At 73.9% G+C, this 14,906-nt stretch carries 12 protein-coding genes and 1 pseudogene; 4 read left to right on the top strand and 9 right to left on the bottom strand.

Annotated elements, in window-relative coordinates:
- The first annotated feature begins 28 nt into the window (after positions 1-28).
- Complete coding sequence (locus ACU436_RS23990; RefSeq protein ID WP_459028864.1) at positions 29-742, top strand: VOC family protein; 714 nt, start codon at positions 29-31, stop codon at positions 740-742.
- A 16-nt stretch (positions 743-758) separates the two neighbouring features.
- Here ACU436_RS23990 and ACU436_RS23985 read toward each other — a convergent pair whose 3' ends face one another.
- Both ACU436_RS23985 and ACU436_RS23980 read right to left on the bottom strand, forming a co-directional pair.
- A complete protein-coding gene (locus ACU436_RS23985; RefSeq protein WP_459028862.1) occupies positions 759-1,778 on the bottom strand; it encodes an LLM class flavin-dependent oxidoreductase in 1,020 nt (339 codons plus the stop codon).
- Entirely contained in the window at positions 1,775-2,002 is a 228-nt protein-coding gene (locus ACU436_RS23980) for a hypothetical protein (protein ID WP_459028860.1), read from the bottom strand. Before ACU436_RS23980 ends, ACU436_RS23985 begins: the two co-directional genes overlap by 4 nt.
- 348 nt (positions 2,003-2,350) lie before the next feature.
- Here ACU436_RS23980 and ACU436_RS23975 point away from each other — a divergent pair.
- A pseudogene (locus ACU436_RS23975) lies at positions 2,351-2,597 on the top strand (MFS transporter); the annotation flags it as partial.
- A gap of 280 nt (positions 2,598-2,877) precedes the next feature.
- On the opposite strand, the gene ACU436_RS23970 reads toward ACU436_RS23975, so the two are convergent.
- Positions 2,878-4,656: an Hsp70 family protein gene (locus ACU436_RS23970; RefSeq protein ID WP_459028858.1), complete on the bottom strand. Its 1,779-nt coding sequence runs from the start codon at positions 4,654-4,656 to the stop codon at positions 2,878-2,880.
- A gap of 193 nt (positions 4,657-4,849) precedes the next feature.
- Between ACU436_RS23970 and ACU436_RS23965 the strand changes: the two genes are divergently transcribed.
- Both ACU436_RS23965 and ACU436_RS23960 read left to right on the top strand, forming a co-directional pair.
- The gene (locus ACU436_RS23965) at positions 4,850-5,428 is read left to right on the top strand and encodes a hypothetical protein (RefSeq protein ID WP_459028856.1); all 579 of its coding nucleotides are present in this window, start codon (positions 4,850-4,852) and stop codon (positions 5,426-5,428) included.
- Positions 5,429-5,592: 164 nt separating this feature from the next.
- The gene (locus ACU436_RS23960; RefSeq protein ID WP_459028854.1) at positions 5,593-8,211 is read left to right on the top strand and encodes a helix-turn-helix transcriptional regulator; all 2,619 of its coding nucleotides are present in this window, start codon (positions 5,593-5,595) and stop codon (positions 8,209-8,211) included.
- Here the strand turns inward: ACU436_RS23960 and ACU436_RS23955 are convergent.
- The 6 genes from ACU436_RS23955 to ACU436_RS23930 all read right to left on the bottom strand — a co-directional run bounded on the left by ACU436_RS23955 (position 8,208) and on the right by ACU436_RS23930 (position 14,821).
- Positions 8,208-9,689 carry a dynamin family protein gene (locus tag ACU436_RS23955; protein ID WP_459028852.1) on the bottom strand — a complete coding sequence of 494 codons (1,482 nt, stop codon included), beginning with the start codon at positions 9,687-9,689 and terminating at the stop codon, positions 8,208-8,210. The genes ACU436_RS23960 and ACU436_RS23955 overlap by 4 nt on opposite strands.
- Positions 9,686-11,491, bottom strand: a complete 1,806-nt coding sequence (locus ACU436_RS23950) for a dynamin family protein (protein WP_459028850.1) — start codon at positions 11,489-11,491, stop codon at positions 9,686-9,688. Before ACU436_RS23950 ends, ACU436_RS23955 begins: the two co-directional genes overlap by 4 nt.
- Before the next feature lie 87 nt (positions 11,492-11,578).
- Positions 11,579-12,604 carry a hypothetical protein gene (locus tag ACU436_RS23945; RefSeq protein WP_459028848.1) on the bottom strand — a complete coding sequence of 342 codons (1,026 nt, stop codon included), beginning with the start codon at positions 12,602-12,604 and terminating at the stop codon, positions 11,579-11,581.
- A gap of 276 nt (positions 12,605-12,880) precedes the next feature.
- Complete coding sequence (locus ACU436_RS23940; RefSeq protein ID WP_459028847.1) at positions 12,881-14,068, bottom strand: MFS transporter; 1,188 nt, start codon at positions 14,066-14,068, stop codon at positions 12,881-12,883.
- Positions 14,069-14,146: 78 nt separating this feature from the next.
- Positions 14,147-14,539, bottom strand: coding sequence for a VOC family protein (locus tag ACU436_RS23935; RefSeq protein WP_459028845.1), 393 nt, complete (start codon positions 14,537-14,539; stop codon positions 14,147-14,149).
- Between the two features lie 9 nt (positions 14,540-14,548).
- Entirely contained in the window at positions 14,549-14,821 is a 273-nt protein-coding gene (locus ACU436_RS23930; RefSeq protein ID WP_459028843.1) for an ArsR/SmtB family transcription factor, read from the bottom strand.
- Positions 14,822-14,906 lie beyond the last annotated feature (85 nt).

The raw sequence follows: 14,906 nt of genomic DNA, 5'->3' as shown, positions 1-14,906 counted from the left end.
CGTCCGGGGGATCTGACAGGCTGCGGCGATGCGCCTCGAGAACGTCGTATGGGACGCCCGCGACCCGCGCCGGCTCGGCCGGTTCTGGGCTGCCGCCCTCGACGCCGAACCGATGACCGATGAGCCTGACGGCTTCGAAGCGCGGATGGCCCTGTCCGGGGATGCCTTCCTCGACCTGTGCCTCCAACGCGTCGACGCGCCGTCCTCGTCGCCGGCGCGCCTGCATCTCGATCTCGCAGGCGGTGCACGGCAGCGTGACGTGGTCGAACGCCTACTCGGGCTGGGTGCCACCCGCGCCGACATCGGCCAGGGTGAGGTGCCGTGGGTGGTGCTCGCCGACCCGGAGGGCAACGCGTTCTGCGTGATGGAGCACCGTGAGGTCTACCGCGAAACGGGACCGATCGCGGCGCTGCCGCTCGACAGTGCAGATCCCGATCGGGACGGCCGGTTCTGGGCCGAGATCACCGGCTGGATCCCCTGCGAAGGCACGGCCGGTGCGGTGGCCCTGCGCCATCCCTCCGGAACCGGGCCGCTGCTGGAGCTCTGCCCGGAGCCGGAGCCGAAACGGGGGAAGAACTCGCTGCACCTGGACGTCCGCAGCGATCCCGGCGACGGCGACGTGTCCGCCCGGCTCGCGGACATGGGTGCGACGCAGATGAGCCGGGCCGGAGAGCTCCCCTGGCTCCTGTTCGCTGATCCGTCCGGGAACGAGTTCTGCGTGCTCCCGGCGACGCCGGGGTGACGACGGGCCCGCCGGGTCAGCGCCAGCCCAGCGCCGGGGCGAGGTGGGTGAGCACGCTCTCGATGACGTGGGCGTTGTAGTCGACGCCCAGCTGGTTGGGCACGGTGAGCAGCAATGTGTCCGCTGCGGCGATCGCCTCGTCCTCCGCGAGCTCGGCCACCAGCTCGTCGGGCTCGCCCGCGTAGGAGCGGCCGAACCGGGCGTTGCCGCCGTCGAGGAAGCCGACCTGGTCGGTGCTGTTCCGCTCCCGCCCGAAGAGCTGCCGATCGAGGTCGTCGACGATCGGGAAGATGCTCCGGCTCACCGAGACGCGGGGCTCGCGGTCGTGCCCGGCCTCCTTCCAGGCATCCCGGAACCGCTGGATCTGTTCGGCCTGGAGCTGGTGGAACGGCACGCCGGTGTCCTCGGTGAGCAGGGTCGAGCTCATCAGGTTCAGGCCTTGCTCGGCCGTCCACTCGGCGGTCGCCCGGGTCCCGGCACCCCACCAGATCCGGTCCCGCAGGCCGGGTGAGTGCGGCTCGAGCCGCAGCAGGCCCGACGGGTTGGGGAACATCGGGCGCGGGTTGGGGCGGGCGAAGCCCTCGCCCTTGAGCACCTCGAGGAACGCCTTGGTGCGCTCGCGCGCCATGTCGGCGTCGCTCGTGCCGTCGGGCGGCACGTGCCCGAAGTACCGGAAGCCGTCGATCACCTGCTCCGGTGATCCCCGGCTGATGCCCAGCTGGAGGCGGCCACCGGAGATGAGATCGGCGGCGCCGGCGTCCTCGGCCATGTAGAGCGGGTTCTCGTACCGCATGTCGATCACGGCGGTGCCAAGCTCGATCCGGCTGGTCCGCGCCCCGGCCGCGGCGAGCAGCGGGAACGGGGAGGCGAGCTGCTGCGCGAAGTGGTGCACCCGGTAGTACGCACCGTCGGCTCCCACTTCCTCCGCAGCCACCGCGAGCTCGATCGACTGCAGCAGCGCGTCCGATCCCGACCGCACCATCGAGTGCGGCGCCGCCGACCAGTGCCCGAAGGACAGGAAGCCAATCTTCTTCACGCTGCAACCAACTCGGCGGCGACGAGCGGCATTCCGCGTTTGGTCGGTGGTAGCTGCCAGAGGCCGCGGGGCCTGCGGTGGAGCGTCCCGCGGAACGGCCGGTCGACCGCCTTCTTGACGAACCACCAGCCTTCGTCCTCGGTCTCCGCCCAGCCGTGCGAGGTCTTGCCCCCGTCCAGGACGACCGTCCACCGGTACCGGCCGGAGCGCTCGCGGAACGTCACCGATGCCCGGCTCTGCTGGCGGGCGATCTGCAGCCGCGCCTCCGCCTCGTCCGGTGCCGCGGAGCTGGCGCGCGCTCTGGGCCTGGCGCCTCGGACGATCCAGAAGTACCGAAAAGACGGACTCCTGACCCCGGACCTCGAGTCCATCGGCGGCCACGCGCGATGGAACGTCGAGCGCGTCCGCGAGGAGCTGCGCCGGATCGCAGCAGAACGTCGCGAGCCCCGCTAGCTCCCGACCAGCGTCACTTCGCACACCCATGACCGACTTCGCACAAGGCCGGCCTTACGCGAAGTGGCCCTTGGGTATGCGAAGTTGTCTGTGGCTAGGTGTTTGATCTCCCGGTGCGGCTGGGGCGGCAGTTCGGGTGGCTCTGGGGCGCGTACGCGGTCAGCACGTTCGGCACCTGGCTCGGGTTCAACGCGTTCACGCTGATCGCGATCTTCGTCCTGCACACCGGGCCGGCGGCGGTGTCGGCGCTGGCGGCGGCGGGGCTCGCGGTGGGAGCGCTGGTCGCGTTGCCGCTCGGTCCGTGGGTCGAGTTCCGCCGCAAGCGCCCGGTGATGATCACGATGGACCTGACGCGGTTCGCGGCAATGGCGCTCGCCGCGTACCGCCTCGACCAGGTCCCGACGGGCCAGGTCGCCCGCACGTTGTCGGCGTGGTCGGTCACCACCAAGATCACGGTCGCGGCGCTGACGGCGCTCTGGGGCCTGCTGGCCGCCGTGACGGACCCGCGCACGGCGATCGCGGTGGCAGGCCTGCTGCTCCTCGCGACCCCGCTCCTGCTCCGCAGCTCCTACTTCACACACCCAATCCCGGCTTCACACAAGGCCCGCCTTCTGTGAAGCCCAGGCTGGGTCTGTGAAGTCGCCTTTCAGTCGGCGGGCTGCTGATCCACCGGTGCTGTCCCGGCGCCGCCCTCTTCGCTGCCGCCTTCCTCGCCGCCGGCGCCTGGGTTCGTGCCGGCGGCGGGCGTGGTGCCGCCCTGCTCGCCGACACCTGGGTCGGGTCCGTTGCCCGGGTTGGTCCCACCAGGGCCGGGGCCACCTGGATCGGGCTCATCCGTGGGCGTCGTGGTCGGCGGCGGCGTGGTGGTGGTCGTCGTGGTCGTCGTGGTCGTGGGCGGTTCGTTCCTGTTCTCGTCGGGCTGCGGCTGGGCAGGAACACCACCTCCGCCCTGGTTCTGCGGCCGCGCGGGTGGTGCCGCCCCGCCGCGGTGCTGCTGGACGGGCGCCTGGTTGCCGCCTGGGTCGTCGACGGGTGCGGGCGCCGGAACCTCGGTGAGCTGGGGGACGACCACGACGGAGGTGGTGGTGCCGCCCGTGGGCGTCGGGGGCGGGGTCTCGGGGGCGTAGAGGAGTGCGGCGCCGATCGCGGCCGCGACCAGGAGGCCGCCGGCACCGAACACCACGGCCGGCCGGCGGGCCACCCCGGTCGTGACGGGCGGGGAGACGGTCGGCGGGAGGGAAGGCACGGGCGGGCGTGGCGGGTCGGCCGTGGGCGGCAGCGGTGCCGTCTCGGCGACGGGCACCGGCCGGGTGTGCGGTGCGACCGGCGGGATGGTCGCGGCGGGCCACGACTCGGGGCGCGGTGAGACGGCGAGCGCGGCGCCCAGCGCGATCGCGTTCTTCGGGTCGGCGTCCACCGCCACCGGGCGGTCGAACGCCGCCGAGACCAGCTGGGCGACCAGCGGGATCCGCGAGGACCCGCCCACGAGCAGCACGGCGCTCAGGTCCGTCGGCAGGAGGTCGGCGGAGGCCACCGCGCGGTGCAGTGCGTCGACGCTCTCCTCGAGCTGGGGCCGGACCATCGCCTCGAACTCGCCGCGGGTCAGGCGCACGGCGGTCTGCAGCCCGGGGAGCAGGACCGCGATCCGCACCTCCGTGTCGGCCGACAGCGCCTCCTTCGCCTCCTTGCACTCGCGGCGCAGCCGGGACACCGCGGCCACCACGGTCTCGTCGGCCGGGTCGAGCTGGTCGAACGCGTCCCCGATGGCGTCGCGGACGTGCGTGAACACCGCGTCGTCGAAGTCCACGCCGCCGAGCCGGTCGATGCCCTCCGGCCGGCCCAGCAACGCGAACGTGCCGTTCTTGCGGACGACCGCGGAGTCGAACGTGCCGCCGCCCAGGTCGTAGACCGCGATCGTGGACCCGCGCTCGACGCGCTCCGCCGCCGCGTAGCTGAGGGCGGCGGCCTGCGGCTCGGCCAGGAACGTCACGTTCAGCCCGCGGGCGACCAGCGCGCCGTGCAGCAACTCCTTCTTGTGCAGCCCCCACGAGGCGGGGTGGGTGAGCGCGATCCGGCGTGCCGGGCCGCCCTCGCGCTCGGCGACCCGCTGGACGACCCAGGCCACCAGCATCGCGGCCAACTCGTGGGCCGGGTGGGGCGTCCCGCCGACCACCAGCGGGATCTCGTCCCCCACCTGACGCTTGAACTCCCGCACCACGCGGTCCGCATCGGTGGACGCCCGCCGCTCGGCCGCCTCGCCGACCAGCACGGCGCCGTCGGGGGCGAGGTACAGCACGGACGGCACCTGCGCGGCGCGGTCGCCGAGCGACACCATCTCCGGGTCGGCGTGCTGCTGCTCGGTGGCACGGGATATCGCCGCCGCCGTGTACGTCGTCCCGAGATCGATCCCGAGTTGGTAACCCATGGGTGGCCCCCTACGCCCGTTCCGACGGGAGCCTGTACGGCGGTGTGCCCCGCGGTCATCCCCCGGCGGGCAAGTCGCGGTCCGATCCCCTAAACCCCCCAAGGCGGGCGGCCACCAGGGTCCGATCCGGGGTGCTTCCCGACTCCGTTGCATCCCGGATTGCAGGTCGCGCCGGACTTCGTAGGGTTGCTACGTGTCTGCCGATCCGAGCGCCTCCATCTGGGAGGTCACGCGGATGATTCTGGACAGCCCCGGGACCAGCCCGTCCGTGATCGCGCACGCCCACGGGTTCAGCGCGGTCGAGGTCACCGAGCTGCTCCCGATCTTCCTCGACAACCTCCGCGCCGACTTCTCCTCCGCCGACGGGCCCGCACCGGCACTCGTCCCGCCCGCACCGCGGCCCGGCGAGACCCCCGAGGAGCATGCCGACCGCTACCTGCGCGACCTCGCCCAGAACGAGCACCTCGACGTCGTCGGCTACGACACGCTCGGTGCCGTCGACGGTGAGTCCGACCTCGACGGCGACCTCGACGGCGATCTCGACCCGACCTTCCCCGACCCGGCGCCGGAAGCCGCACCGCCCGCCGAGCTCGTCGGGCTCGGCGACACCGCGACCGAGCCGGACGAGGGCCTGGACGACCTCGCGGTCGACGACCCCTTCGCCGCCTCGGTGCCCGTGGAGATCGACCTGCCTGCTCCTGCCGGCTCCTTCGAGGACGATGTCGCGGGGGCCGACGTCGACGACCCCGGCGAACCCTTCGCGATGGGCTAACGCCGCGGCCCCGGCGGCCGAGTCCATCCCCGCGTGCACTGTGTATCAGCGCCCGTTCGGACGTCTCCTGTACGAGGTCGGGTCGCTACCCTGATCGGGCTCCCCGGCTCGCAGCGACACCGTCAGGCACGGCGTTCGGCGACGGCATCGACACGGGAGGGCATGTGGCGGTGACGCGGGGCCGGACCGTGATGACCGCGGTCAAGGGCGAGAGCGGTGCGTCCGACAGCGCGCTCGCCGGTGCTCCCGCCGCTCGCAGGCTGTACCGGGAGGTCGCCTCGGCACCTGCCGCGCCGCGCCGCACGGTGGTCGTCGGCCCGGGCGGCAGCGGCAAGAGCGTGCTGCTCGGCGTGCTGGGCGCGCTCTACGCAGGCGCGGGCGTCGTGGTGCGGTGGGACGTCCCCGCCGCCGGCGAGCCGTTCGACCCGGACGTCGTGCTGCTCGTCGAGGATGCCCACGAGCTCGACGAGGCGGCGCTGGAACGGGTGCGGACGTGGGGTGCCGAACCAGGGTCGCGGGTCGTGCTCGCCCACCGGCCGTGGCCGCGTGCCGGGGTGCTCGCCTCGATCGTCGTCGCGTTCGGGGCCAGCCGCGGTCCGGTCGTCCTGGGCCCGCTCGACCGGCCCGGTGTCGCCGCCCGCGCGAACCTGCTGCTCGGGGAGCGGCCCACCACCGAGCTGGTGGACCTGGTGTTCGAGCAGACCGGGGGTTCGCCGGACCTCGTCGACCGGCTGCTCGTGGGGTTGCGCGACGAGCGGGCGCTCGACCGGCTCGGCTCGGGCGGGGAGCCGCCCGGCGCCGTCGTCCGGCAGTTGGGGTACGAGATCGACGCGCAGCCCGTCGGCGTCCGCGAGCTGCTGCTCGGTCGCACCGTGGGTGCCCCCGTCGACCCGGAGGTGCTCGGCCCGCTGCTCGACGTGCGTCCAGGTGCGGTCGTCGACCTGCTGGACCAGGCCGCGGCCACCGGCCTGATGGCCCCCGACGGCGCGGTCGTGCCGCTGGTGCGGCACGCGTCGACGCGGGTGGTCCCGGCCGCCCACCGGCAGGTCGTGCAGCGCCGGCTGGCCGAGATCCAGCTCGACGCGGGGGGCAGCGTGCTCGTCGCCGCGCGCGGTCTGATCGGCAGCGGAGCCACCGGCACGCGCGTGGCCGCCGCGTTCGAGCGGGCCGGCGACGAGGCGCTGGGCGAGTGCCTGCCCGTGGCGGTGGACCTGTTCGACGCCGCGGTCGAGGCGGGAGCGCCGCCGCTGGCGTTGGCCGCGCGGCGGGCCGAGGCCGCGCTGCTCGCCGGCGACCTGGACGCGGCGCTGCGGCGGGCCGACCAGGTGCTCGCCGAGCCGGCCGCGGTGGACGGAGACGCGCCCCGGCGGGCGGTGGCGGTGGCGGCGGCGGTGCTCGCCCACCGCGGGATGCTGAGCCGCGGCGCCGAGCTGCACCGGTGGCTCGCCGCGCAGCCGTTCGGTGGCCCCTCCCTGCTCGCGGTGCCCGCGCTCGTCGGCACCGGTGCACTCGACGAGGCGCGCGACATCCTCGCTGCGAGTGCCGGGCAGGCGCCCACCGTGCTGGCCGGAGCGGAGGCCCTGCTCGCCCACGGCGTCCACGACACCGTGGCCGGCACCCCCACGGCCGCGCTCTCCCAGCTCACCCGCGCGGCGGTGCTGGTGGAGTCGTCGGGCCGCGCGGCGTTGCTCCCGGACACGCCCGCAGCGCTGGCCGCGCTGGTCGCGATCCACTGCGGCGAGCTGGACGTCGCGCAGTCCGTGCTGGGCCAGGCCGTCGCCGCGGAGCTGGGCGGCCGGGTCGCCGCGGCCCGCCACCTGCTCCTGCGGGCGCTGGTCGCGATGCACCGCGGCTCGGGCGCCCACGCGCGGGCGCTGCTGCAGTCGGCGTCGGGAGGGCGGCTCGAGCCGAGGGACGAGCTGCTGGCCGCGGCGCTCGAGGTCGGGCTCGCCCGCCGGGCGGGCAACCTCTCCGGGCTCCTCGCCGGGTGGCGGCGCGCCCGCGAGGCGATCGTCCGGCACCCCGTCGACCTGTACTCGCTGCAACCGCTCGGCGAGCTCGTGGTCGGCGCGGCCCGGCTGAACGAGCAGGGCTGGGTGCAGCCGTACCTGGACGAGGCGGAGGCGCTGCTCGACCGGTTGGGGAATCCGCCGCTGTGGGCGGTGGCGCTGCACTGGTCCGGTCTCCAGGCCGCGATCGGCTCCGACGCGGGCACCAGCGCGCAGCGGCACGCGGCCGTACTGGCCCGCATGGCTCCCACCAGCCGGTACGCCACCGCGGTGGCCGCGGCGGGCGGGGAGTGGCTGCGGAGCCTCGCCGGCGACGTCGACGCGGACGCGGTGGAGGCCGCGGCGCGCGGCCTGCACGCCGCGGGTCTCAGCTGGGAAGGCGGGCGGCTCGCCAGCCAGGCGGCGATCCGCTGCCGGGACCGCAAGAGCATGAACGCCCTGCTCGGATGCGCCCGGGCGTTGCAGGGTGGGGTCGAGCCGCCGCCCAGCACCGCTCCCGCGGACCCGGGCCGCGCCCAGCCCGTGCGGCGCGTGAAGGTGCCGGAGCAGCAGACCGCGGAGAGCGCGGCCGGCGCGATCAGCGGCCGGGAACGGGAGGTCGCCGAGCTCGTCCTGTCCGGCCTCACGTACAAGCAGATCGGCGAGCAGCTGTTCATCTCCGCCAAGACCGTGGAGAACCACGTCGCCCGCATGCGCCAGCGGCTGGGCTCCGGCAGCCGGGGGGAGCTCTTCGCCCACCTCCGCATGCTGGTCGGCGAGAACCGGCAGGCCTAGCGCAGCCCGGCCAGGATCCCCTCGCAGCTGCGCACGACCACGCGGGCCGCGTTGGCCATGGCCCGGCTCGCGAGCGGGCTCTCCGCCCGCCGGCGCCATGCCGTCAGCCGGTCCAGCGCCGCGGCGCGCAGCGCGTCGTGGTCGGCGTCCGGGGGCAGGCCGAGGCGCTGGTTGGCGGCGCCACCGTCGCCGCCGATCAGCCGCTCCGCCTCCTCGGCCTGTTCCTTCGGGGGCCGCAGCACGCGCCCGCGCAGGTCGGACAGCAGCCGGAGCTCGGCGAACTCGTGCGCGCCCGCGAGGATCCGCTCCACGTCGACGGCGAGTGACGCTGCCGCCGGCCGCGGTTCGCGGCGCAGCACGAGGTCGAGCGCGATGAGCGCGGAGCGCGCCTTGAGCACGTCGCGGCGCTGCGTGAACTGGGTCGCGAGGACCTCGCGCAGCTCCACGAGCCCGCTGCGCTGCACCAGTTCGGCCGCGAGCGTCGAGGCGTCGCCGACGCCCTGGCGGATGAGGGTGGTGGACAGCCGCAGGCCGAACATGCCGAACCGGTCGAGCAGCGCGGCGCGGACGGCCGTCGACGACTCGGTGCCCGCGTCGCCGTCGACGAAGCGGTCGACGGTGAGCAGCAGCGCGTCCAGCCGGTCCGGCGGCAGGGCGGCCAGCCCGGCCAGCGCCGCGTACTCGTCCTGGCGCATCGTCCGCCCGGTGACGGCGAGCAGGCCGGCCACGGGGACGACGGTCTGGCAGAACCCGCGCAGCGTCTCGTCCGCCCGGTACCGCGCGGCGATCACGCGGGCGGACCGCAGCGCGTCGACGCGGCCGACGCCCACCTCGTCGGCCCGGGACAGCACGGCGACGGTGTTGACCGCCGCCGACCGGGCCACGCCCTGGTCGTGGAACGACTCGAGGAACCGCATGTCCGCCGAGTGCAGGTGGCGCATCAGGTACAGCACCGCGTCGGCGGCCGACGGCGCGTCGTCGGGGGCGAGGAACCGCTCGCTGCGCGCCGAGACGTCCAGCGAGAGGGAAGCGATCCCCGGGGTGTCGATGAGCGTGGTGGCCCGCAGGCTCGTCGACGGCCAGGTGACCTCCAGCCGGTCCACCGTCTCCGCGGGCACGCCCATGTCGATGCGCAGGGCGCCGTCGTCGCGGGCGATCCGCAGCGGGCGGGGTGCGCCGGTGCGCTGGTACATCAGCACGGCCGGCGCGTGCCCGTCCTGGTACCACGTCACCACGCGCGTGCACTCGCCCGCGTCGGTCGGGGCGATGGCCTCCCCGACCAGCGCGTTGAGCAGCGTCGACTTGCCGGCCTTGACCTTCCCGGCGATCGCGAGGCGCAACGGCTCGTCGTAGCGGTCCAGGTGGTGGCGCAGCCAGCGGAGGGCGTTCGGGCTGTCCCGGTAGGTCTCGACGGCCTGCCGCAACACCGCGCGGACGGCGTCACGCAGCGCGGGGGAGCCGCCCGCAGGCGCGGTCACGACGTCTCCATCATCGCGCGAGCCCGGTCGGCGAGGCCGGCGACGCGGTCGAGTTCCGCCTTGAGATCCCCGATCCGGGTGCCGCGTTCGGCCTGCGTCGCCTTCACGGCGCCCTGGGCCGCCGCCACCGACTCCGCGATCGACGTCTGCATCTCCTCGGCCAGCGCCGTGAAGTGGTCCCGCAGCGTCCGGTGGGTGCGGCGCAGCAGGTCCCGGGAGTCCTTGCCGACCTGGAACTGCACCTCGTCGATGTGCTTGCGCACGAGCGTCTTGGCCTCGGCCTGCCGGCGTTGCAGCGCCCGCTGCCGCTCCTCCTTGATCTGCTTGCGCCCGAGGAGCAGCGCGCCGCCGACCGCGGCGAACGGTGCGGCGATGGCCAGCCCCGGGATGAGGCTGAGCGGCATGAAGAACATCAACGCGCCCCCGTACCCGCCGCGCATCCCCGTGAGGGCCGACTCGCCGAGCCCCGGACGCCGGAGGTCGGGTCGTTCGAGCGCCGCCACGCGCGGGGCCGGCCCGGCGGTGGCCACGGGCAGCTCGGGGAGGGCCACCTGCCCGTCCTCGGCGAACAGCGCGGCCACCCGCCGGGCGAGGGCATCGGCGCGCTCGCTCGCCCACACGAAGTTCGCGGACGCGGCACACGTGACCTGGTGCTGCACCCACTTCGCGAGCTGGTCCCAGATGTCGGCCGGGTCGGCGTCCTCGGCGAGCGTCTCGGCCTCCCGCATCACCGTCCTCAGCCGGTCGCGCAGGTCGTGGTCGACGTCGGAGGAGAGATCGGCGACGGAGTCGTTGAGCGTGACCTGCCAGCGTGCCGTGCGTTCCTTGAGCCGGGTGGCGGCGCCCTTCGCCTTCTCCAGCCCGGCCACCAGCTCGTGCGCCTTCTCCGGGTTCTCCTGGGCCACGAGCTCGGCACCCATCGTGGTGGTGAGCTGCTCGCAGACACTCAGGATGTCCTGGCCCGTGGAGCGGCGGGCGAGTTGCTCGGCCTGACCGAGCACCCGATCCCGCAGGTGGGCAACCAGCACGGGATAGCCCGACTCCTCGTTCAGCGCCTTGTTCTTCGTGCGCAACGCGAGCTGGCGCACCGCCGAGGAGATCGGGATCAGCTCGGTGGTGACGGCCGCGGCTGCGAGGTGCCCGCGGTCGAGCTCGGCGATCCGCCGCCACGACGGGTACAGGTCGGTCTTGGTGAGCACCGCGACGACGTTCGGGCACACCTGCATCGCCGTGGCCAGGAAGTCGAGCTCCGGTTTCGTGTACTCCTGCGCGGCGTCGGACACCAGCACCACCGCGTCGGCCCCCGCGATGGCCGCCATCGTGGCGGCGCCGTGCGCGGAGCCGAGACCGCCGACGCCCGGGGTGTCGACGAGCACCAGCCCGCCGGCGAGCAGCGCGCGCGGCAGGCCCACCTCCGCGTAGGAGATCCGCTGCCGGTTGTCCGGGTTCCCGCTCTCGCAGATGTGCCCGGCCAGCTCCGCGACGGGGATCTCGGTCCGCTGCGGCTCGCCCCCGTCGGCCGACTCCCGGACCAGCGCGGCGGTGGGTGCGGCGGCGTGGCGCACCATCGTCGGCACCGCGGTGGCGACGTCGTCGTCCACCGGGCACACCGACGCCGACACCAGCGAGTTCACCAGCAGGCTCTTGCCCTGCTTGAACTCCCCGACGACGAGCACCCGCACGCTCGGGTCGGTCAGCCGTTCCCGCGTGCGGGCCAGTTTCGCAGTGAGGTCCGGCCGCCCGTAGGCCTCGGTCGCCTTCCGGCCGACATCGACGAGCTGGACCGCATCGGACAGCGCCACGTTTCCCCCTGATCGACCCGTGCCACGACGGACGGCCGACCCAGCGCCTCGAAGAGGGCTGGGCCGGCCTGGTGCTCCCGGACCGGATCAGAAGTCGACGCTCTGATCGTTGTCCACGTCGATGTCGACGTTCGCGCTCGCGTCGGCGTCGCCGCCGTCGCCACCGGACGCGCTGCCACCGATGCCGCCGGACCCGTCCCCGCCGTCGCCGCCGTCGCCGCCGGTCGGGTCGAAACCGCCGGACGCGTCGCCGCCGTCGCCGCCGTCCCCACCCGTACCGCCGCCGGCGCTCCCGCCGGTCGCGTCGCCGCCGTCGGCGCTTGCCGACCCGCCGGTCGTGTCGCCCACGTCGATGTCGGTGTCGTTGTCCTGCTGCTGGTTGACCTGCTTGTTGTCGTCGCCGAGGGCCGCGTTGGTGGAGTTCTGGCCGCTGCCGAAGTTGTCGTTGCCGCTGCCGACCGAGGTGGCGTCGCCGCCGATGCTCACCGAGCTGCCGTCTTCGGCGTCGATGTCGCCGGTGTTGGCCACGTTGTCGTCGCCGTCCTGCAGCACGTTGCCGTCACCCGTGGCGGCCTGGTTGTCGTCGCCCTGCTGCAGCACGCCGCCCGGACCGACGTCGCCGGTGTTGACGTCCACGTCGTCGAGGTTGCTGTCGTCGATGAGGACGCCGCCCTCGCCGACGTTCTGCTCGCTCTGGTCGATGTCGACGTCGACGTCGCCGCCGGCGAGAATCTGCTGGTTGATCGAGTTGTCCTCGATGTTGTTGATCGTCGTGAATTCCTGGTAGTTGTTCACTTCCTGCGTGAGGTACTGCACGTACTCCTGCGGGCTCGCGTCGTAGGGCGGTGGCTCCGACGGGACGTACGCCGGCGCGGAGTGCGCGGCGGCCTGCGTCGCGGCCTGCGTCGCGCCCTGGGAGCCGGACTGCGCGGTGTCCAGGTTGTAGTTGCGGCTGAAGTCGGCCTGGGCGAAGTTGGTGTTCCAGGACTCGGCCAGCTCCTGGGGCGTGGTGTCGTGCTCCTCGGCGAAGTCCTGGATGTCGCCGCCCGGGTTGGCGAGCAGCCACTGGCGCAGGGCCTCGAGCAGGTCCGCGGCGTTGGTGATAGAAGTCATTGTGATCGTCTCCTCGATCCGATTCCGATTCGCGCTCCGGCGATGTGAGGAAAAGCTAGGAGTCCGCCGCTCCCCGGACATCAGGGATCGGGCGAGCGCACGACCGGCGCGATTGTGGGGTCGCGGGGGTGTTGGGGGATGAGGGATTGGGGGATCCGTCGCCCCCCGGCCTGGCAGGCTGCGGGCGTGACCGACACCGGCCGGCCGCACACCTGCGGTGGGCACGTCGAGGAGCACGGACGCGCTTCTTCGGTGGGAGGGCGCGTCCGACCTGCGCTACCAGTTCGCGGTCGTGCGCACCCCCTGATTCCGGCGCTCCGAGACGAGCACGCCGACGGCGACCAGCAGCGCCACGCCCGCTGCGGCCGGGGCGACGAGGAACGCCGCGGCACTCCCGCCCGCATCCGCGGCGCGACCCGCGACCGTCTGCGCGGCCGCCGTGCCGACCGGGCCGCCCGCGTTGACGACCATCAGCGCGGACGCCGTACCGCGGCCACCCGACAGGTGTTCGGTGAGGGTGTACGCGGAGATCATGTAGGGGGCGATCGTGACACCGGCGACGGCGATCGCGATCGGGAGGTCCGCGAAGCCGATGGCGAGGCTCGTGGTGCCGAGCAGCAGGCCGGCCGTGGCCAGCAGGTAGCGCAGGGCGGCGCCGATACGGGCGGGTACCCACGCGTACCCGATGCCCGCCAGCGCACTTCCGACGGCGAGGAGCGCGTACAGCAGGCCGGCGCTGCCCGGCGCGCCGCGTTCGGCGGCGTAGCCGGTGACACCGGTCTGGACGGCGCCGAACACGCCGCCCATTGCAGCGGCCGCCACAACCATCGCCGCGAGCGGGCCTAGCCGCGGCCGCGGCTCATCGGCGGGCCGACGAGGCGGCGGCGTCCGCGAGTAGTACAGCGCGAACGGGGCGGCTGTCCCGACGGTGAGCAGCACGACCGCGCCGAGCGGTCCGACCGGTCCCATCGCGGCGGTGAGCAACCCGACGAGGACTGGACCGGCGACGAAACCGAGCTCGTTCGCGGCGGTCTCGTAGGACAGGGCGGTGGGCAACAGCTCCGCGCGTCCCGTGGAGCGCAACAGCCGGGCCCAGTGCACCCGGACGAGCATGCCGACAGCCGGTTGCGTGAGGCCGACCGCGATCGCCGCGGCGGCCATCACCGGCTGGTCCCACCGGGTCGCGGCGACGAGGGCGGCCGCGCAGGCGGCGTTGAGGACCGCCGTGGCGACACCGACCGTCCGCGGGCCGAGCCGGTCGGCAGCGATCCCGACGCTGATCCCGCCCGCCGCGGTGGCGAGGCTCTGCGCCGCGGTCGCGGCGCCGGCGAACGTGTAGCTGCCGGTCGCGGAGTACAGGAGGCCGAGCGTGGCGAGCGGTGTGATCGCGTACGGCAGCCGGGCGATCAGGCCGAGGAGGAGGAAGGGCAGCGGAACGGCGCGTACGAGCTCGCGGTAGGACACCGGGCGTCTCCGGGCGTGTCGAGGAGACGCGCCTTCCCTGCCGCCTGGCGCGAACCTGTCCCGCGTGCTGCGGTGAGGCTACTGCTTCTCGGCGGCGATCTGGATGAGGTTCCCGCAGGTGTCGTCGAAGACGGCGGTGACGACCGGCCCGAGGTCGGTGGGCTCCTGCACGAACCGGACGCCCGCCGCGCTCAGGCGCTCGAACTCGGCCCGCGCGTCCGCGACCGCGAAGGACGTGAACGGGATGCCGTCCGCGACCAGTGCCTCCTTGTAGGTCTCGGCCGCCGGGTGGCCGGTGGGCTCGAGCAGGAGTTCGACCCCGTCGGGGTGGGCGGGGGAGACGACGGTGAGCCAGCGGGCGCCGCCCGCGGGGACGTCGGTCTTCTTCACGAAGCCGAGCACGTCGGTGTAGAACGCGAGTGCTTTCGCCTGGTCGTCCACGTAGACGCTGGTGACGTTGATCGTGAGCACTGCTGCTCCTCAGGGGGTCGGCCAGCGCTCGACGATCGAGCGCAGGGGAGTGGTGTCGACGTGGTGGAACTTGTAGCGGCCCTCGCGGCGGGTGGTGACGAGGCCTGCCTCCTCGAGCACGGCGAGGTGCTGGGAGATCGCCTGCCGCGACGAGCCGAGCCCGTGCTTCATCGCCAGCCGCCCGCAGATCTCGAACAGCGTCTGGCCGTCCTTCTCGGTGAGCTCGTCGAGGATCACGCGCCGCGTCGGGTCGGCGAGTGCCTTGAAGAGCGGGTCGGACACGGGGGATTTATAGGCAAGTGGAGACTTGCCTGTCAAGCTGATGTCGATTCCGGGCGTCCCCGGTTGTCGTTGTGGTGACCGAGCA

This window comes from Pseudonocardia wallangbongensis (assembly GCF_054486945.1).
Note: the sequence above shows the minus strand (reverse complement) of the source record. Positions and strands in the feature narration are given on the sequence as shown.

What these genes read in the sequence shown, in the direction of transcription:
- ACU436_RS23990 (WP_459028864.1), top strand. Translation starts at nt 29, where the DNA reads ATGCGCCTCGAGAACGTCGTATGGGACGCCCGCGACCCGCGCCGGCTC.
- ACU436_RS23970 (WP_459028858.1), bottom strand. Translation starts at nt 4,656, where the DNA reads ATGGGTTACCAACTCGGGATCGATCTCGGGACGACGTACACGGCGGCG.
- ACU436_RS23945 (WP_459028848.1), bottom strand. Translation starts at nt 12,604, where the DNA reads ATGACTTCTATCACCAACGCCGCGGACCTGCTCGAGGCCCTGCGCCAG.